Annotated in this window: 19 protein-coding genes and 1 tRNA gene; 7 read left to right on the forward strand and 13 right to left on the reverse strand. The window is 31.1% G+C overall.

Going from position 1 to position 20,128, the window contains the following annotated elements:
• Nucleotides 1-159 precede the first annotated feature (159 nt).
• The 7 genes from AABJ49_RS04450 (at nucleotide 160) to AABJ49_RS04480 (ending at nucleotide 5,087) form a co-directional block, all read left to right on the forward strand.
• Entirely contained in the window at nucleotides 160-324 is a 165-nt protein-coding gene (locus AABJ49_RS04450) for a hypothetical protein (RefSeq protein ID WP_338376371.1), read from the forward strand.
• Nucleotides 325-367: 43 nt separating this feature from the next.
• Entirely contained in the window at nucleotides 368-2,017 is a 1,650-nt protein-coding gene (locus tag AABJ49_RS04455; RefSeq protein WP_338376373.1) for a hypothetical protein, read from the forward strand.
• Between the two features lie 12 nt (nucleotides 2,018-2,029).
• On the forward strand, nucleotides 2,030-2,698 hold the full coding sequence (locus tag AABJ49_RS04460) for a response regulator (RefSeq protein WP_338376374.1): 669 nt from the start codon (nucleotides 2,030-2,032) through the stop codon (nucleotides 2,696-2,698).
• 110 nt (nucleotides 2,699-2,808) lie between these two features.
• Nucleotides 2,809-3,027, forward strand: coding sequence for a hypothetical protein (locus AABJ49_RS04465; protein WP_338376376.1), 219 nt, complete (start codon nucleotides 2,809-2,811; stop codon nucleotides 3,025-3,027).
• 491 nt (nucleotides 3,028-3,518) lie between these two features.
• Nucleotides 3,519-3,959 carry a hypothetical protein gene (locus tag AABJ49_RS04470; RefSeq protein WP_338376378.1) on the forward strand — a complete coding sequence of 147 codons (441 nt, stop codon included), beginning with the start codon at nucleotides 3,519-3,521 and terminating at the stop codon, nucleotides 3,957-3,959.
• Between the two features lie 96 nt (nucleotides 3,960-4,055).
• The gene (locus AABJ49_RS04475; protein WP_338376379.1) at nucleotides 4,056-4,268 is read left to right on the forward strand and encodes a hypothetical protein; all 213 of its coding nucleotides are present in this window, start codon (nucleotides 4,056-4,058) and stop codon (nucleotides 4,266-4,268) included.
• A 15-nt stretch (nucleotides 4,269-4,283) separates the two neighbouring features.
• Nucleotides 4,284-5,087, forward strand: a complete 804-nt coding sequence (locus AABJ49_RS04480) for an endonuclease/exonuclease/phosphatase family protein (protein WP_338376381.1) — start codon at nucleotides 4,284-4,286, stop codon at nucleotides 5,085-5,087.
• Nucleotides 5,088-5,165: 78 nt separating this feature from the next.
• Here AABJ49_RS04480 and AABJ49_RS04485 read toward each other — a convergent pair.
• The 13 genes from AABJ49_RS04485 to AABJ49_RS04545 form a co-directional block, all read right to left on the reverse strand.
• Nucleotides 5,166-5,239 (reverse strand) — tRNA-Arg (locus AABJ49_RS04485).
• 78 nt (nucleotides 5,240-5,317) lie between these two features.
• The gene (locus tag AABJ49_RS04490; protein ID WP_338376383.1) at nucleotides 5,318-5,764 is read right to left on the reverse strand and encodes a GatB/YqeY domain-containing protein; all 447 of its coding nucleotides are present in this window, start codon (nucleotides 5,762-5,764) and stop codon (nucleotides 5,318-5,320) included.
• A gap of 131 nt (nucleotides 5,765-5,895) precedes the next feature.
• Nucleotides 5,896-7,881, reverse strand: coding sequence for a cell division protein FtsZ (ftsZ, locus tag AABJ49_RS04495; protein ID WP_338376386.1), 1,986 nt, complete (start codon nucleotides 7,879-7,881; stop codon nucleotides 5,896-5,898).
• Between the two features lie 16 nt (nucleotides 7,882-7,897).
• Entirely contained in the window at nucleotides 7,898-9,259 is a 1,362-nt protein-coding gene (ftsA, locus tag AABJ49_RS04500; protein WP_338376387.1) for a cell division protein FtsA, read from the reverse strand.
• Between the two features lie 7 nt (nucleotides 9,260-9,266).
• Entirely contained in the window at nucleotides 9,267-9,989 is a 723-nt protein-coding gene (locus AABJ49_RS04505; protein WP_338376390.1) for a cell division protein FtsQ, read from the reverse strand.
• Complete coding sequence (murC, locus tag AABJ49_RS04510; protein WP_338376392.1) at nucleotides 9,967-11,325, reverse strand: UDP-N-acetylmuramate--L-alanine ligase; 1,359 nt, start codon at nucleotides 11,323-11,325, stop codon at nucleotides 9,967-9,969. The genes AABJ49_RS04505 and murC overlap by 23 nt, the downstream gene beginning before the upstream one ends.
• 63 nt (nucleotides 11,326-11,388) lie before the next feature.
• Nucleotides 11,389-12,477, reverse strand: coding sequence for an undecaprenyldiphospho-muramoylpentapeptide beta-N-acetylglucosaminyltransferase (gene murG / locus AABJ49_RS04515; RefSeq protein WP_338376394.1), 1,089 nt, complete (start codon nucleotides 12,475-12,477; stop codon nucleotides 11,389-11,391).
• 2 nt (nucleotides 12,478-12,479) lie between these two features.
• Nucleotides 12,480-13,772 (reverse strand): FtsW/RodA/SpoVE family cell cycle protein, encoded by a 1,293-nt coding sequence (locus AABJ49_RS04520; RefSeq protein ID WP_338376396.1) that lies wholly within the window; start codon nucleotides 13,770-13,772, stop codon nucleotides 12,480-12,482.
• Nucleotides 13,772-15,106 carry a UDP-N-acetylmuramoyl-L-alanine--D-glutamate ligase gene (gene murD, locus AABJ49_RS04525; protein ID WP_338376398.1) on the reverse strand — a complete coding sequence of 445 codons (1,335 nt, stop codon included), beginning with the start codon at nucleotides 15,104-15,106 and terminating at the stop codon, nucleotides 13,772-13,774. The genes AABJ49_RS04520 and murD overlap by 1 nt, the downstream gene beginning before the upstream one ends.
• A 1-nt stretch (nucleotide 15,107) precedes the next feature.
• Nucleotides 15,108-16,328 (reverse strand): phospho-N-acetylmuramoyl-pentapeptide-transferase, encoded by a 1,221-nt coding sequence (gene mraY, locus AABJ49_RS04530; protein WP_338376400.1) that lies wholly within the window; start codon nucleotides 16,326-16,328, stop codon nucleotides 15,108-15,110.
• 6 nt (nucleotides 16,329-16,334) lie between these two features.
• Nucleotides 16,335-17,798 carry a UDP-N-acetylmuramoyl-L-alanyl-D-glutamate--2,6-diaminopimelate ligase gene (locus AABJ49_RS04535; RefSeq protein WP_338376402.1) on the reverse strand — a complete coding sequence of 488 codons (1,464 nt, stop codon included), beginning with the start codon at nucleotides 17,796-17,798 and terminating at the stop codon, nucleotides 16,335-16,337.
• On the reverse strand, nucleotides 17,795-19,786 hold the full coding sequence (locus AABJ49_RS04540) for a penicillin-binding protein (protein ID WP_338376404.1): 1,992 nt from the start codon (nucleotides 19,784-19,786) through the stop codon (nucleotides 17,795-17,797). Before AABJ49_RS04540 ends, AABJ49_RS04535 begins: the two co-directional genes overlap by 4 nt.
• Entirely contained in the window at nucleotides 19,777-20,124 is a 348-nt protein-coding gene (locus AABJ49_RS04545; RefSeq protein WP_338376406.1) for an FtsL-like putative cell division protein, read from the reverse strand. The genes AABJ49_RS04540 and AABJ49_RS04545 overlap by 10 nt, the downstream gene beginning before the upstream one ends.
• Nucleotides 20,125-20,128 lie beyond the last annotated feature (4 nt).

Raw genomic sequence — 20,128 nt, forward strand, 5'->3', positions numbered from 1 at the left:
TAAACAGATTAGAATTTTTATTCGGGAAGTATAATCTGACTTCTCTGATTTAGCCACTTCACTTCCCAAAACATTTTTTAACAGCATGACTGTCTTAACAACCCTTTTGAGAAAACCTCAAACAGTCATGCCTATGTATAATTTTTAATTTTTAAAATCATGAAAAAAATATATGTTTTAATGGCAATTATTTTTATGTCAATAGCAAGTACATCTTGTACAACCGATAGTGTAATTGAAGAAACACCAACACAGTACGCAACAGGCGAAGGTGATACAGGTGGACAAAATGGAACATTACCTCCACCTCCTCCAACACCTTAATTTTTTTAGGTTAAATATTATTATTTTTTACTAATTTCGGGAAATGACAAATCACATAAAACATTTCCCGATTTTATTGTTATTGATACTATGTTTTTCTTGCAATAAAGAAAAAATAAATAATTCTGAATCCGATGAATTTCAAGAATTAAAACTAAAAGGACATACTTCATACACAAATGGAAATTATGACAGTTCTTATGTATATTTCAACAAAGCCCAAACAATTGGACAATCAAAACCAGTTGAAGAACAAATCTATGTATCCTTATTTTTATCTTATATCTACAACATACAATCAGATTTTAATGGTTTAGAAGAAGAAGTTACAAATGCATTAGCTTTAAGTAATGAAACTAAGTATAATTCACATTTATACAATTTCCTTGGCATTGCTTATGAAGAAAAGCATGACTATAAAGCTGCCATTGAAAATTATAATTTAGCCTCAAAATATAGTTCTTCAGAATTAGAAATATTAATAATCCAAAACAATATTGCTGTAATTCAATTAGAACAAAAAGAATACAACAAAGCTATTGAAACACTTACTCCAGTATTAAAATCAGATACGTTAGTTCATGCAAAAAAAGAATATGCAAAAATAATTGACAACTTGGGTTATGCTTATTTTAAAAATGGAAATCTAGAAAAAGCCAAACCATTGTTATATGAATCTCTTAAAATCAGAGATAGTTTAGGGGATAATTATGAAAAGATTGCTTCCCAAATGCATTTATCAAATTTCCATTTAAAAGACAATCCAACATTATCACAAGAATTTGCCAAGAAGGCTTTACTAGCAGCCACAGCAGTTAATAGTGCTGATGACAAATTAGAAGCGTTGGATTTAATGATAAAAAACCCTACCAACAAAGAAGCTTTCAAAGATTTTGAACGTTATTTAAACATAAACGATAGCGTAACCAAAGCCAGACAAACAGCCAAAAACGAATTCTCAAAAATAAAATACGATTCTAAAATCGCTTTAGAGAAAAACGAAAAATTGGAAGTAGAAAAAGAATTCATAACATATTTATTTCTAGCATTTGGAGCCATCACCATTCTAATTTTCTTTCTAATCCGTTCCAAAAACAAAAGAAGGTTACAAAAATCGACTTACGAAACAGAAACTCGCATTTCAAAACAACTTCATGATGAATTAGCAAATGATGTATACAACACCATGACCTATGCCGAAACCCAAGATTTATCAGATGAAAACAAAAAAGAAAACTTCTTAAATCAAATTGAAACCATTTATAACCGAACAAGAAACATTTCTTTAGAAAATAGCGAAATCGATACCGGTAAAAATTTTAAAGAAAACTTATCTAATCTCATTTCTAGTTATGATACAGACCAAACAAACATCATTCTTAAAAATTTTGATGCCATTGATTGGAATACAATCAAAAAAAACACTAAAATAACCATACACCGTATCCTTCAAGAACTTTTGATTAACATGAAAAAACACAGCCAAAGCAGCCTTGTTGTGCTTGGTTTTGAATCAAAAAATAAAACTTATGAAATTAATTATTCAGACAACGGAATTGGAAGTTCTGACAAAATCCATTTTAAAAACGGATTACTAAATGTGGAAAACCGTATTAAAACTATAAAAGGAACCTTTACTTTTGAAACAGAATCCCAAAAAGGATTTAAAGCAAAAATTGTTTTTCCTAAATAAAACCGTTTAACTATGTTTACAAAAGTACTATTGGCAGAAGATTTAGACAGTATCAACATAGCTGTTGCTACAACTTTAGATGAAGTAAACATCGAAGAAGTAGAGTATGTAAAATATTGCGATGATGCGTTGTTAAAAATAAAAAAAGGCATACAAGACAATGCTCCATATCAATTATTGATAACTGATTTATCTTTTAAAGAAGATTTTAGACCCAATCAATTAAACTCAGGTGAGGCGTTAATTGCAGCCGTACAAGAGATTCAACCCAATATAAAAATAATTGTTTTTTCAGTTGACGAAAAACCTACTCGCATCAAATCTCTTTTTGAAAACCTACATATCAATGCTTTTGTTTTAAAAGGAAGAAACAGTTTGCCTGAACTCAAAAAAGCCATAAAAAAAGTTTTTGAAAGCAACCAAAACTATATTGCACCTAATTTATCTTATATTCTTCAAGACAAAATATTATACAAAATTGACAATTATGATATTCAATTGATACAGCAATTAGCCAATGGAGTGGCACAAGATAAAATGGACGCAAAATTCAAAGAACTAGGAATTGAGCCCAATAGTAAATCTACCATTGAAAAAAGAATAAGCAAACTAAAAGACTATTTCAAAGCCAACAATACAGTTCACCTAATAGCCATAGTAAAAGACCTAGGCTTAATATAGCACATCTCCAATTATCCATTACCAAAAAATATCCTTTTTTACGGTTTCCCGTAAAATCAATCTTTCTAGTCTTCTTAAATTTGAAAAATAATACCAAACACATCAAGTTTATGAAACGCTATTACATTGATATTGTCCAAAAAAGAAACGGAGACAACGTACTGCATAATGAATTTTGTTTATATGTGCCTGTTATTATAAATGCCAAATATATTGGAGAATTTCAAAACGAAATAGCTGCTTTGAAAGAAGCAATAAAGGACTTTCCTAATGCCAATGGATGCAAATATTGTTGCGCAGCATCATATACTCATTACGAAGTTGAATAATTTTTTAATTAATTGTTTGTTAGTTAAAAATGGATTGCAAAAAAACTCTAAAGTGACAGGAAGCTTTGGAGTTTTGCTTTCCTTCTTTAACAAATTGTAGCTAATAAAAAATTAAGAAAAATAGACTCTATTTAAGTAATTTATATAATTATTTTTTTTTAGTTATGACTAAAATAATTAGGTTTATAATCATCTGTTTTTATCACAGATTCAGAGTTATTAAAAGTTGCGAAGAGGCAAAAAAAATGGGCTTAATGTTTAGTCATAATAATGATATGAATTCTAAAAGAAGCAAAAACCATATAAGTTATTGGTATGATGAATATGATATACTTTATAAAGTTAACGAATATTACACATCTAAACTCAGAAAAAATAATTAAGTTCCAAAAAGAAATATTCACAAAATTATTTTAGTCTTTTACGGTTTTCCGTAAGGATTTGATTTGTAATGTTAATATGTTTGAGAAATAATTTAAAAACACAATAAAATGAAACTAAAAATTTACACTTTAGCATTGTTATCATTAACAGTTTTTTCTTGTCAAACGGTAAAAACAGGAACCGCAAAAACAATTGACATTTCTGGAGTTGGAGTTATCCACAAACCCGTAATTGCAGATTTAGATGTACAAGAGCAAAAAATAACAAAAACTATTACTTTGAAAAGTATGGAAAGTTTAGAAGCAGCTAAAAACGAAATAGTACGAAATTTGCTAAACGAAAACAATGCTGATTTATTAGTGGAGCCAAAATTTGAATCAAAAACCAAAAACGGGAAAACCGACTTAACAGTAACAGGTTGGTTAGCTTTCTATAAAAACTTCAGAACTATAGAAGAAAAAGACATTAAATTACTAGAAGTCAGACCTGCTGTAATTAATCGAGTAGAGACCAATCAGTCTACAATTCTTGAAAAAGTTAAGAAATAAACAATAACTGTTTTAAAACTCTAAAGCAATAAGTAGCTTTAGAGTTTTTTTTATATGCTTCTAATTGAAACTAATTAAAATTATTATTTTTAACAGATGAAAGCACTAATAACCCTACTATTCCTATTTACTATAAACTTTCAAACTTATGTTGTTAGTGAAGTTTACATATGTGATTCAAAAAATGCCAAAAAATACCATTACTCCAAAACCTGTAGAGGATTAAATGCTTGTAAACATCAAATCGTAAAGAAATCAAAATCTGATGCTCAAAATCTTGGCCTTACGCTTTGTGGTTGGGAAGATTGATAGTATTTTAGCATCATGAAGAAGTTATTATGTTTCCTTTTCTTAGTTATTTATGTTGCCGCATTTTCCCAACTAAAAATCATTTCTTGGAATGTAGAAAACTTAGGCAAATCTAAATCAGATTCTACGATTACTTACATTGCAAAAACTTTAAAAAACTATGATGTTGTGGCTTTGCAAGAAATAGTTGCAGGTTATGGTGGCACACAAGCAGTAGCAAAACTAGCAGAAGAACTCAGCAGAAAAGGCTCAAAATGGGATTATGTTGTAAGTGAACCCACAACCGGAAGCAGTTACAAAACAGAACGCTACGCATTTTTATGGAAAACAAGTTCGGTAAAAAAAACAGGGGAAGCTTGGTTGGAAAAAAAGTACAATCTAGAAATAGACAGAGAACCTTATTATTGCACATTCAGTTATAATGATAAATCAGTAACTCTTGTAAATTTTCATGCTATAACCAAGAGCAAACAACCCGAAACAGAAATCAAATATTTCAAGTTTTTGCCTTTAGAATATCCGTTGTTGAACCTAATGTTTATTGGGGATTTTAATTGCCCACAATCTCACACTGTTTTTAATCCTTTAAAGAAAATGGGCTATGCTTCTGTATTTAAAAATCAAAAAACTACCCTGAAAAAAGAATGTAAAAAAAACGTCTGCTTAGCCTCCGAATTTGATAATATTTGGTACAATACTTTTAAAATAAAAGTCAAAAATTGTGACGTAATTCATTTTTACAAAGATTTCAAAGACTTAAAATCAGCAGAAGAAATATCTGATCATATACCTATCTGGGTAGAAATAGAATTGAATTAATTTTGGCTAAAGCCGATTTAATTTCATAAAAAAACCGCTGGCTAAAGACAACGGCAATTGTTAAATTTTAACCAATTGTGACTTCGGCAGGGTTCGAACCTGCAACCAACGGAGCCGAAATCCGTCATTCTATCCAGTTGAACTACGAAGCCAAAATAAGTACGAGGTACGAAGTAAAAAGTACGAAGTTGAATTCATTTAGTTTTTACTTCGTAATTCGTACTTTTAAATTAAACTAATAATTTCTTAACTATAGTAGAAATTGTTTTTCCATCTGAGTTTCCACCCAATTGTTTTGAAGCAATTCCCATTACTTGACCCATTGAAGCCATTCCAGAGAAACCACCATCTGCAATGATTTTAGCTACTGCTGCTTCAACTTCAGTCTCAGTCATTTGTGCAGGTAAAAACTTTTCAATTACAGCTACTTGAGTCAATTCTGGTTCCGCTAAATCATTTCTTCCTTGTTCCGCAAAAATATTAGCACTATCCTTACGTTGTTTTACTAATTTTTGTAAAATTTTGATTTCATCTTCTTCAGTAAGTTCATCAGCAGAACCTGATGTTTGAGCTAACAAAAGTTCTGATTTTACTGCTCTTAAAGCTTCTAAGGCAACAGTATCTTTAGCTTTCATAGCTTCTTTCATACTGTCCATAATTTTAGTAGATAAACTCATTTTTTTATGATTATTTGTTAATTTTAAAATTGAAATAGTTTCACTAAAAACCGATGCAAATATAATTAAAAAAACCCGTAACGTTAAAATGAAACGATACGAGTTTTTTTGGAGGTTAAGTTTACGGAGCGTTAGTCTACATTGTCGTGTAAGAAAGAATTGTTAGAACGCAATTGGGGATCGTCGTTGCTATCAGTTCCTAGAGACATTCTAGACTTATTATTGTTTAATTCTGGTGACTCTAAATCCACTCCCATTCTTTTGTAAGCTGGTTGTCTTTCTATTTCGTCTATACGAGAATTTGTATTGAATTTATAATTGAATTCTTTCATTTTACGCTTGCGTTCTTCTGTACGTAGACGTAATGTTTCTTCAATTGTTAATTCTGTTAAATCTCTGCTTTCCAAATTAGAAATTGGCTCAGAAGTTTCACTTGCTTCAACAGTATTTACCTTGATATCTAGTTCAGGATTGATTGGTTCAGAAACTTGTGATGGTTTGGCTGCCAATAATTCATTTTCTTTTTCTAAATATTCTTCTAAAGAATGCTTAATGATTCCGTTTTTCTCTACTTCAGTAACTGGAATAAATTCAACGTGCTCATTCACTACTATATCTTTTGTTTCATCTGTAAGATTGAAAACAATTTGATTTTCTTTTTTCTCTTCTGATTTTGTTTCAAACATATCTAAAGAGAATAATAAATCATCTTCTTTTGCTACTACAAATTCAGGCTCAACCACTTCGATTTCTCTAATTGGTTTTGGAGAAGAAGTAATTTCAAAAACTGGTTCTTCTTTAGCTTGAGGTGCAATAATTTCAAAAGTAACATTGATGTTTTTCAATGCTTCAGTTGTTTCAATTAGCTCATTCTCTTGTGCAACAATTGTATTGAATTCTTCTGTTGCTTCTTCTAATGAAAAAACGATTTTTTCTTCTTTTTCTTCAGAAACTATAGTTTCTTCTTGTACCGTAAATGATGAAGTTGACTCAGCTTGTATAGGATTCACCTCTTCTGCTTCAACTTCAATATTAAAATTTGCCTTATCAATTAGATCTTTAACAATTTTTTGTTCGTCTTCTAATGAATGAATAATTTTATTTGGCTCTGTATTTACGATTTCATGTTGCTGTTCAGCATTGAAACCTGTTGCGATAATAGTTACAGAAACTGACTCTTCTAACGACTCATCTTCACCAACTCCCATAATAATATTCGCGTTGAAACCTGCTTCTGTTTGAATGAAATCATTGATTTCTCCAATTTCATCTATAGTAATTTCTTGCGAACCAGAAACAATTAACAACAATACATTTTTAGCACCTGTTATTTTGTTATCATTTAACAAAGGTGAATCCAATGCGCTTTTGATAGCAATTTTTGCTCTATCATCTCCAGAAGCTACTGCAGAACCCATAATAGCTGTACCACTATTAGAAAGAACTGTTTTAGCATCTTTAAGGTCAATATTTTGAGTATAGTGATGCGTAATTACTTCAGCAATACCTCTAGAAGCGGTTGCTAAAACTTCATCAGCTTTTGAGAAACCTGCTTTGAAACCTAAATTACCGTAAACTTCTCTTAATTTATTATTATTGATTACGATAAGAGAATCTACTTGTTTACGTAGTCTTTCTACTCCTTGTAATGCTTGTTCCTGACGCACTTTCCCTTCAAATTGGAAAGGAATTGTAACGATACCAACAGTAAGAATATCTCTTTCTTTAGCCAATTGAGCAATAACTGGTGCAGCACCTGTTCCTGTTCCTCCACCCATACCAGCCGTGATGAAAATCATTTTTGTGTTAGTATCTAACATTTTTTCGATTTCATCTACACTTTCAATAGCAGATTGTTGTCCAACTTCTGGATTTGCTCCAGCACCAAGACCTTCTGTTAGGTTCACACCTAATTGTATTTTATTTGGCACAGGACTATTAGCAAGCGCTTGAGAATCTGTATTACAGATTATAAAATCCACACCTTTAATTCCTTGTTTGAACATGTGATTGATTGCGTTGCTTCCACCACCACCAACACCTATTACTTTAATTACGTTCGATTGATTTTTAGGTAAATCAAAAGAAATGTTTCCAAATTCTGAGTCGTTCATCATATTTTTGGGGTTTTAATTATTCTGCATTGTCTAAAAATTCTTTGATTTTTTCAATATACTTATCAAAGAATGATCGTTTTACTTTTCCTTCTGTACTCTCTGTGTCATTGTTTGAAGTCACCATTTCATTGTCAATTATTTCATCTTCAACAATGATTTCTGGTTGTTTTACAACTTCTTCTTTTTTCATTTCTACTAATGGTGTAGCACTTTTTGTATTATTTCTAATACTATTCATTACTAAACCAACAGCAGTTGCATATAATGGACTTGAAATTTCTTCATCAGAATCTCCTGCTAAATGCTCATTAGGATATCCAATTCTGGTGTCCATTCCAGTTATATATTCTACCAATTGCTTGATGTGTTTCAATTGAGAACCTCCTCCAGTTAACACAATTCCTGCAATTAATTTTTTCTTATTGTCTTCGTGACCATATTCTTTGATTTCAGCATAAACTTGTTCAATAATTTCCACAACTCTAGCGTGAATGATTTTTGATAAATTTTTAAGTGAAATTTCTTTTGGTTCACGACCTCTTAATCCAGGAATAGAAACAATTTCGTTGTCTTTATTTTCTCCTGGCCAAGCAGAACCAAATTTTACTTTTAATAATTCGGCTTGTTTTTCGATGATTGAGCAACCTTCTTTAATATCTTCTGTAATCACATTTCCTCCGAAAGGAATTACAGCTGTGTGACGAATGATTCCATCTTTGAAAATCGCTAAATCTGTTGTTCCACCACCTATATCTATCAAAGCAACACCTGCTTCTTTTTCTTCTTGACTTAAAACAGCATCAGCTGAAGCCAATGGTTCTAAGGTTAATCCCGACAAGTCTAAACCTGCACTTTTGATGCATCTGCCAACATTTCTTATTGAAGCGGCTTGACCCACTACCACATGAAAACTAGACTCCACTCTTGAACCGTACATTCCTACAGGTTCTTTTATTTCGGCTTGACCATCAATTCTGAATTCTTGTGGCAAAACGTGGATAATTTCTTCTCCAGGTAACATTGCCAATTTATGTACTTGACCAATTAACTGATCAATATCTGCATCACCAATTACTTCTTCTGCATTAGGCCTACTAATGTAATCGCTATGTTGAATACTACGAATATGTTGACCTGCAATTCCGACCACAACATCGTTGATTTTATAATCTGAGTTTGCTTCTGCTTCTTGAACCGCTTGTTGGATAGACTGAATAGTTTGTGTGATATTATTTACCACACCACGATGTACCCCTAAACTTTTTGACTTTCCTATTCCTAGAATTTCAAGTTTACCGTATTCGTTTTGACGACCAATCATGGCAACAATTTTTGTTGTTCCGATGTCTAATCCTACTGCTATGTTATCTTTTCCCATACCCAAATTATTTAGCACAAATTACCTGTTCTGTAAAAATCAAATTGACTGACTTATAATTCTTAATCAATGTATCTTTTGTTGCGTGTTGTAAAAACGCTTTGTAATTCTTGAATTTGGTTTCCATATTGGCTTCTGTTCCAAAAATCACTTTGTAATTATAATCTCTAACAGAAAAAATTATATTTCCTTTTTGAGATTTTTTTATATCGACAATGTTTTGTTTTAACATTTCGTCTTTATCAATAAAATCAAAAATGCTAACAAGCCCTTTCAATTCATTTTCATTTACTATTCCAAAATAAACAGGAACTCTTGGTGTAAAGTTTTCCGACAAAGGAACTTTATCTCCCTTACTATCTAAATAATAAGAGCCATTCTCATTTATAACCCTAACAATTGGTTTTTTTTGTTTGATCTTAGCATTTAGAATCCCATCAATTGAACAAAAAACTTCAGAATTATCTACGTATTTATTGGCATTCAATAAATTTTCTAGCTTCTTCAAATCTACCCTTTCTTTTTTTACTTTGGAAGTGCCTTGAAAATTTTGTATTAACAAGTTATTAACCATTGTTTCGTTCAAAAACGGAAAATCATCATCAGCAAAAGCTACACTTATCTTCTGTATTTTTCGCTCTTGGTTTTTGATTCCAGAGAAAGAATACAAGAAAATCATTAGCACTACAATAAGTACTAAGCGTATATTATTCCAATTCAATTTTTTCACTTAACGTCTTTTTTATTTGAGGAACCATTTCCCCTAAATCACCAGCTCCAATTGTTACGAAAACTGTTGCATCAGATGCTTTAATTTCGACAAATAATTCATCTTTACTTATTAATTTTTTATTTTTATTTTCTACTTTATTCAACAACCAAGTCGATGTAATTCCTTCCATTGGTAATTCTCGAGCTGGATAAATTTCCATTAATAGAATTTCATCAAACTTTGATAAACTTTTGGCAAAATCATCAGCAAAATCTTTTGTTCTACTGAATAAATGAGGTTGAAAAACAGCACACACTTTTTTATTAGGAAATAATTCAGTAACCGCTTGATGTACTGCATTTATTTCTGTGGGATGATGTGCATAATCATCAATATAAGTCAGTTTTTCTTCTCTAATTTGAAAAGAAAATCTTCTTCTAATCCCTTTGAAAGAAGCTAATGCTTTTTTGATTTTAGCTGTTTCTACACCATAAGTTTTTGCCATAGACAAAGCCATAAGTGCATTTGATAAATTATGGTGACCTGGTAATCCAAATTGGATATTCTCAATTAATTCATCACCAAATTTTACATCAAAAACATAATAACCGTTTTCAATTTTAATATTTTGAGCACTGATTTTTGCATTATCATTAACACCTACAGAAACACCATCAAGAACCAAACCATTTGCATAAAACAGTTTAGATTTATCTTCAACTTTATCTGCAAATTCTCTAAAACTTTCCTCAATAGCATTTGCATCACCATAAATATCTAAATGATCAGCATCCATTGAAGTGATGCAAGCAATATTTGGATGAAGATGTAAAAAAGAACGATCAAATTCGTCAGCTTCGACTACAGTAATGGTTTTTCCGTTGCCTACTAAATTTGAATTGTAATTTTCTACAATTCCACCTAAAAAAGAGGTTACATCCAAACCACTATCCAATAAAATATGAGCTAGAATGCTTGATGTTGTGGTTTTTCCGTGAGTTCCTGCAACAGCGAAACAAAAAGTATCTTCGGTAATTAACCCAAGAACTTCTGCACGTTTTTTAATTATGAATTTTCTTTCGATAAAATAATTCCATTCAGCCAATAAAACAGGAACAGCTGGTGTGATTACAACTAACGTATTTTCCATATAAAAATCCTTAGGAATCAAATCTATATTGTCTTCAAAATGAACTTCAACACCTTCTTGTTGCAATTCTTTTGTTAATTGCGTTTCTGTTTTATCATAACCGCTAACATTTTTCCCAATATTTTTAAAATATCGAGCAAGAGCACTCATTCCGATTCCTCCGATGCCTATAAAATAAATGTTATGTATTTGGTTTAGGTTCATTTTAATGTTTAATCGTTTATTTGTTTAACTGTTGAATTGAGTATTTAATAGTTAAACGATTTATCAGTTCAACAGTTTCACAATTTCTTCTATTATATCTTTTGTAGCATTTGGTTTTGCTAACTTTTTTATATTTTGACTTAAAGATTTTTGCTTTTCTTCATTGGAAATCAAATCTTTAAAAACTGTTTCAAAATCAGTATCTAATTCAGATTCTTTTATTAAAATTGCTCCACTTTTATCGCAAATGGCTTTTGCATTTTTCGTTTGATGATCTTCTGCAACATTTGGAGAAGGAATAAAAATCGTTGGTTTTCCAACAATACATAATTCTGAAACTGACGAAGCACCAGAACGAGAAATTATAAAATCTGCTGCTGCATAAACCAAATCCATTCTGTCAATAAAAGAAACAACTTGAACGTTATTGACATTGTGTTTTTTATATTGTTCTTGATATAATTTTCCACATTGCCAGATTATTTGAATGTTATTTTCTAAAAGGAAATCAATTTCTTTAGCTAACAATTGATTTATTCTTCTAGCTCCTAAACTTCCTCCTAAAACTAAAAGTGTTTTTTTTGTCTTATCTAAATTGAAATAATCAAAAGCTTCATCTCTTTTACTTTCAACTCCAATCAAATCTTGACGAACTGGATTTCCTGTTAATTTGATTTTATTTTTTGGAAAGAAACGTTCTAAATTTTCATAAGCCACACAAATTGAACTTGCTTTTTTAGCTAATAATTTATTGGTTATACCAGGATAAGAATTTTGCTCTTGAACTACTGTTGGAACATTCAAAATGTTTGCCATTTTAAGTACTGCACCAGAAGCAAAACCCCCAGTTCCAATAACTACATTTGGTTTGAATTTTTTTAGAATCAAATAAGAATTCCACAAACTAGAAGTTAACTTAAATGGAAACATTGCGTTTCTTAATGTTAATTTTCTTTGTAAACCCGCAATCCAAAGTCCCTTAATATTATATCCTGCTTGTGGTACTTTTTGCATTTCCATCTTGTCTTTTGCTCCTACGAAAAGGAACTCAGCATCTGGAAATTTATTTTTTAATTCATTAGCAATAGCAATTGCAGGATAAATGTGTCCTCCTGTTCCTCCACCACTGATTATGAATTTTTTGGTACTCATTGTTATTGATTTAATATGGGTTCTAATGGATTTTTATTAGATTCTTCTTTTAATTCTTTATCTTCTTGTTCTTCTCTTTCTTCTTCGAGTTGAATTTCTTTATCAATTATTCTCTGTAGAGCTTCATTTCGTTTTTCAGCTTCTTGCATATCAGCGGCTACTTCTTCGTCTTTTTTACTCACACTTAGTATAACCCCTATTGCAGCACAGGTCATCCAAATGGAAGTTCCACCACTACTTATTAAAGGTAAAGTTTGTCCAGTTACAGGTAAAAGTTCGACCGCAACTCCCATATTAATTAAGGCTTGAAATATTATTGGAAAACCTAATCCTATTATTAATAACTTTCCATAAAAGGAAGAAGCTTTGTGTGCACAGACTATAAATCTGAAGAATAATAACATATAGACGAACAATATGCCAAGTCCTCCTATAAGTCCGTATTCTTCTACAATAATGGCATAAATAAAATCAGAAGAAGATTGTGGCAAAAAGTTTTTTTGTACACTTTTTCCTGGACCAAGTCCGTAAATTCTTCCTGAAGCAATTGCTATTTTTGCTTTATCAATTTGGTAATTATCTTCATCTGATTTATCACTAGTAAATCTTTCAATTCGACTTTCCCAAGTTTTTACACGATTAGGCATTGCATCTGGAAATGCTTTTGCCATTAAAATGAACAACGTTAGCATTACAATTCCTGCACCAATGACTGTTGCCAAATACTTAATTGGATATTGGCCAATAAAAACCAACATACAAACCATTGCAAATATTAATGCTGTGGTTGAAAAATTAGCTGGTAAAATTAATAATAATACTAAAAAAACAGGCATCCATAATTCAATCAATGACGATTTGAAAGTGAATTCTTTCTCCTTAATTTTGGCTAAATATTTTGCTACATAAACCATTAATACAATAAAAGCCAATGAAGACGTTTGAAAACTTACACCTATAAAAGGAATACTTATCCAACGACTTGCATTTGCTCCTCCAATTGTTGTGCCTTGAAACATGGTGTAAATCAACAAAACTACTACTAAGGGCATCAGCAATAATGATAATGCTTTAGTGTAATGATAAGGCATTTTGTGCACAAAATAAATAATGCAAAAACCAAGAAATAAATGACCTAAATGTTTTACTAAATAACCCAAAGTAGAGCCTTTACCAATAACATAGACAAGATTTGTACTTGCACTATATACTGGCATAAAAGAAATTAGAGCTAGTAAAAATACTAGTGCCCAAATTCCTTTGTCTCCTTTTAAGTTATTAATAATATTGTTCATTATAATCCTCTTACTGCACTTTTAAATTTGTTTCCTCTGTCTTCATAATTTTCAAATAAATCAAAACTTGCACAGGCTGGTGATAACAAAACAGTTTCTCCTTTTTCTGCAATTTTTTGAGCCACTTTGACAGCTTGTTCCATTGAAGAAGTTTCTACCATTACATCTACAATATTGTTGAATGAGTCGATAATTTTTTTGTTATCAACTCCAAGACAAATGATGGCTTTAACTTTTTCATTTACTAAAGGCATCAACTCTGTGTAGTCATTTCCTTTATCAACTCCACCGACAATCCATATTGTTGGTGTTTCCATACTTTCTAGGGCAAAAAAGGTGGCATTAACGTTTGTAGCTTTTGAATCGTTTATGTACTGAACGTTTTCAATTTTTAGTACTTTTTCTAAACGATGTTCTACTCCTTGGAAATTTGACAAACTCTCTCTGATTGTTTGTTTTCTAATGTTCATCAGCTGAGCTACAGTTGTTGCAGCCATAGCGTTCTTCACATTGTGCATTCCGTCTAGCGATAAATTTGATGTTGGCATATTGATTTGTTTGTTGTTTGTGATATTATAAAGGGTTTTGTCTTCTAAATAGCTTCCTTCTTCTATTTTTTTTGTTAGTGAAAAAGGTAATTTTTTGGCTTTTGATTTATTATTTTTTAGCCAAAATGAAATGGCTTCATCATCATTATCATATATTAAATAATCTTCTTCTGTTTGATTCATTGTTATTCTGAACTTTGATTCTATGTACAATCCATAATCGTAATTATATCGATCTAAATGATCAGGACTGATGTTTGTAATAACAGCTATATGTGGCTTAAAAGTTATAATTCCATCTAGTTGAAAACTGCTCAACTCCAATACATACACATCAACTTTATCTTCTGCTACTTGCCATGCAAAGCTTTTTCCAATGTTTCCAGCTAAACCAACATTTAAACCACCTTGTTTTAACAAATGATAGGTTAACATAGTTGTTGTTGTTTTGCCATTACTTCCTGTAATTCCTATGGTAACTGCATTTGTATATTGGTAGGCAAACTCTATTTCAGAAATCACTGGAATCCCTTTTTCTAAGAGCTTTTTCACAATTGGAGCTTTCTCTGGAATACCTGGACTTTTCATTACTATATCAGCATTCAGAATTAAATCTTCTGAATGTTTCCCATCTTCCCACTCTATTTTATTTAATCCAAGAACTTCTATGTAATTACTTTTTATTTTTCCAAAGTCTGACACAAAAACATCATATCCTTTTTTCTTACCAAGAATTGCAGTTCCTACACCACTTTCTCCTCCACCAAGTATTACGAGTCTTTTCATACTATCTTAGTTTTAAGGTTACAATTGCTAGAATTGAAAGCATTATAGCAACAATCCAGAAACGCGTTACAATTTTACTTTCGTGATATCCTTTTTTCTGATAATGATGATGCAATGGAGACATGAGGAAAACTCTTCTACCTTCACCAAATCGTTTTTTAGTGTATTTGAAATAACTAACTTGTATGATTACCGATAAATTTTCAGCAAAAAAGATGGCACATAAAATTGGTAGTAATAATTCTTTACGAACAGAAATAGCTAAAACAGCAATGATACCACCGATAGTTAAACTACCTGTATCACCCATAAAAACTGAAGCTGGATAAGAATTATACCAAAGAAATCCGATTAATGCTCCAATGAATGATGCAATATAAACTGTCATTTCACCAGAATTTGGGATATACATTATATTGAGATAATCTGATAAAATAATATTACCCGAAACGAATGTAAAAATCCCTAATGCTAATACAGAAATGGCTGAAGTTCCTGCTGCTAAACCGTCAATTCCGTCTGTTAAATTTGCTCCATTTGAAACCGCTGTGATGATAAAAATTACTACTGGAATAAAAATTATCCAAGCCCAGTTTTCATATCCATCACCCATGAAACTTAAAATTTCAGCGTAATCAAACTCATTATTTTTGAAGAAAGGAATTGTAGTTGCTGTTGATTTTTCTTCCAACATAGATTTCAATGCTGTATTAGAAGCGGTAATTCTAGTTTCTGCAGTATCTTTTCTTACTGTAACACCTTCGTTGAAATACAAAACTGAACCTACAATTAATCCTAAACCAACCTGACCTATAACCTTAAAAATTCCTTTTAAACCTTGCTTGTCTTTTTTGAATATTTTGATGTAATCATCAATAAACCCGATAGTTCCCATCCAAAGTGTAGTAACTATCAACAGAATAACATAAATATTATCTAGCTTTGCTAATAGTAAAACAGGCACAAGTGTTGCTATAATTATTATAATTCCACCCATTGTAGGTGTTCCTGCTTTTTCTTTTTGACCTTCTAAACCAAGTTCCCTTACTGTTTCTCCAACTTGTTGTCTTCTTAAAAAATTAATAATTCTTTTTCCAAAAACTGTAGAAATAAGTAACGATAATATAATAGCTAATGCAGAACGAAAAGTTATAAATTGGAATAACCCAGCTCCTGGAACATCAAAATTGTTTTCTAAATATTGGAAAAAATAATATAGCATATTCTTCTATTTGTTTAGTTGGGTTAGTAATTCTGTAACTATTTTTAAATCGTCAAAATCATGTTTTACACCATTTATTTCTTGATAATTTTCATGCCCTTTTCCTGCAATTAGTATGATATCGTTTTCATTTGCCATCACACAAGCCGTTTTTATAGCTTGTTTTCTATCGACGATTGAAACTGTTTTCTTAAAATTTTGAGGCTCAACTCCTTTTTCCATATCTTCAATAATCAATTCAGGAATTTCTGTTCTTGGATTATCTGAAGTTAAAATAGCTTTGTCACTTAATCTTGAAGCTACTTCGGCCATTATTGGACGTTTTGTTTTATCTCGATCACCTCCACAACCAACAACCGTTATTAGTTGTTCGTTTTTAGTTCTGATTTCTGAAATAGTTTGTAATACATTTTCAAGTGCATCTGGTGTATGAGCGTAATCAACAATGGCTGTGATTTTTGATTTTGAAATGATAAATTGAAATCTTCCAGCTACACTTTCTAATTCACTTAATAATCGTAATGCTTCAAGTCTATCAATTCCTAATTCTATTGCTACACTATAAATGGCTAACATATTATATGCGTTGAAGTTTCCGATAAGTTTTACCCAAACTTCGTTTTCATTTACTTTTAACAACAATCCTGTTAACTGACTTTCTAAAATTTGAGCTTTGTAATCTGCATATGATTTTAGAGCATAAGTTAATTTTCTGGCTTTTGTGTTTTGAAGCATTACTGCTCCATTTTTATCGTCAATATTTGTAAGTGCAAATGCTGTTTTTGACAGATTATCAAAAAATGTTTTTTTAACATCTCTATATTCAGCAAAAGTGCTATGGTAATCTAAATGATCGTGTGATAAATTGGTAAAAACACCACCTTCGAATTGTAACCCTTCGGTTCGTTTTTGGTCAATTCCATGTGAACTTACTTCCATAAAACAAAATTCACAACCTTCATTCACCATTTCCTTTAAATAATGATTTATGGTCAAAGAATCTGGTGTTGTATGTGTAGCTGTATATTCGTATTCATCAACCATTATTTTTACGGTTGAAAGCAATCCTACTTTGTAACCAGCCTTTTTGAACAATTGATACAAAAGAGAAGCGACTGTCGTTTTTCCGTTTGTTCCTGTTATGCCAACTAACCTTAATTTAGAAGAAGGATTATCATTAAAATTATTAGCCAAAAAAGCTAATGCTTCGTTAGTGTTTTTTACTTTAATATATGTAACACCATTAATTATTTTTTCAGGAAATTCTTCACATACAATTGCAATAGCACCTTGATTTACGGCTTTTTCAATAAAATCATGACCATCCGAAACTGTACCTCTAATAGCAACAAAGACATCATTCAAAGAGATTTTTCTTGAATTAAAATCTATTGAATTTATAGCAATATCTGTTGACCCTTTCACAGCTTCAATAGATACTTTGTATAATATGTCTTTTAAAATTTTCACGATAATTCTAATGTTATTTCTTGATTTTTATTGAATCTTTGCCCTTTATCTATTGATTGTTTTAAAACTTTTCCTTTCCCTATTACTTTTACTTTTAACCCTAGATTTTCCAAAAGAACTATAGCATCCATCACAGGCATTCCTTTGACATTAGGCATTATATTTTCATCAATTTTTAAATTATATAGCTTAGTGTATGATTTATTTTGGCTTGGAATTTTAGTGTCTAATTGCTTTACTTCGTTTGTAGAAGGAGCATCGGTATAAATTTTTTGAGCAATACGTTTAAAAACAGGACCAGCCACATCAGCTCCGTAATAACCAGCTGCAACATCTGGTTTATGCACAATCACTATACAAGAATATTTTGGTTCGTCTGCAGGAAAATAACCCACAAAAGACGATGCATAGTACAGTTTAGACTTATCTCTATAATTCATCTGAACCGTTCCTGTTTTTCCAGCCATTGAAAAATTTGGAGAATATAGTTTTGAACCTGTTCCTTTTTTTACCACATTTTGCAAAACGGCTCTTACTTTCTTAAGTGTTTCGTCAGAACATATTTTTTCATTGATAACTTCTGTTTCAAATTTTTGAACGGACTTATTCCATTCTTTAATTTCCTTTACAAAAAATGGTTTGATCATTTTACCATCATTTGCCACAGCATTATATAATGCTAATGTTTGCAAAGGAGTAACTGAAACACCATAACCATAAGCCATCCATGGAAGAGCAATTCCAGACCAATCTTTTGTACCCGGTTGAGGAATGAATGGTTTTCCTTCTCCAATAAACTGTAATCCTAATGGCTTATTTAATCCGTAACTGTCAATTCTATTTACAAATTCACTTGGATTATTTTTGTAATTATCGTAAACTGCTTGTACTAAAACCGTGTTTGATGAAAGTTCAAAACCTCTAGCTAAAGAAATTTTTCCGTAACCACCTTTGTGCGAATCACGAACCGATTTTCCATAATATTTTATAACTCCACCTTGCGTATCATAAACCTTACTTGTATCTACTTTTTTATCATCTAACAAAGCAATTAAATCAAGCAATTTAAATGTTGAACCTGGTTCGGTTGATTCTGCAACAGCGTAATTTTGTGTTTCGTAATAGGTTCCATCTTCGTCTCTTCCTAAATTAGAAATGGCTTTAACTTCACCTGTTTTAGTTTCCATTACCACAACACAACCATGATCTGCTTTGTAATATTCTAATTGTTTCAACAAAGCATGATGCGCAATATCTTGTATGTATACATCTATAGTTGAGATAATATCATAACCATCTTGAGGTTCTAATTCATTGACATCGCTAATCGGTTTCCACTGGTTTTTTGCAATTTTTTGCATCATTCTATGACCATTGCTTCCGTCTAAATATTTCTTGAAAGCATATTCAATTCCTTTTCCATTTGTACTTCCATCAGCATTTTTTCTTTCGTAACCAATAGTTCTTTCAGCAATTTTCCCTATTGGATGTTCACGAACTGTTTTTTGTTCTGTGATTATTCCACCTCTAAAAGTTCCTTTGTTGAATAATGGAAAACCTTTAATTTTCATGTATTCTGTATAGCTTAATTTTCTAGCTATTAATAAGTATCGATTTTGAGAAGCTCTTGCCCTTCTTAACTCTGATAAAATTTGACCAGCTGGTTTCTGCAAAAGAATAGACAATGAATCAGCAAGTGGACTTACATATTCTTCAAAATCTTCTTTTTTAGGTGCCAATGCATCAAATCTAACGGTATATTGAGGAATTGAAGTAGCTAATAAACTTCCGTCAGATGAATAAATATTTCCTTTATTGGATGGAATTTGAAAATTTTTAACCGTTAGATCTTTGGCTAATTGACGGTAATATGGTCCATCAACCCACTGAATATTCGTTAACTTAATAACAACGAGAACAGCTATCACAAACATGACACCTGCAACTAAATACATTCGCATTGAATTATTTTTTTCCTCTATTGCCATAATTTATTAACTATTCCTTTTTCTTCTGTTTTTAAAACTTTTATTTTTTGCGGTGGAACTTCAGAAGGCCTAATACCTCTTGCTTCCATTTTTGTTGTAATTGTAGATTCCATTTTCAACTTCATTAAATCAGAACGAGTATCTACAAACTTTGAACGCAATTCTTTTACTTCGTTTGTTAGTTCAGTTATTCTGTAATTTTTAGCATCATATCTGTGATTATTAGCAATCATCACCATAGCCAAAACAATTAAGAAAACAATGAATTTCCAGTTTTTTAATGAATCATCACTCACTAAAAATTTTGCTTTTAACAAACTGTAAATATTTGCTTTCATACAC

This window comes from uncultured Flavobacterium sp. (assembly GCF_963922255.1).
Lineage (GTDB): Bacteria > Bacteroidota > Bacteroidia > Flavobacteriales > Flavobacteriaceae > Flavobacterium.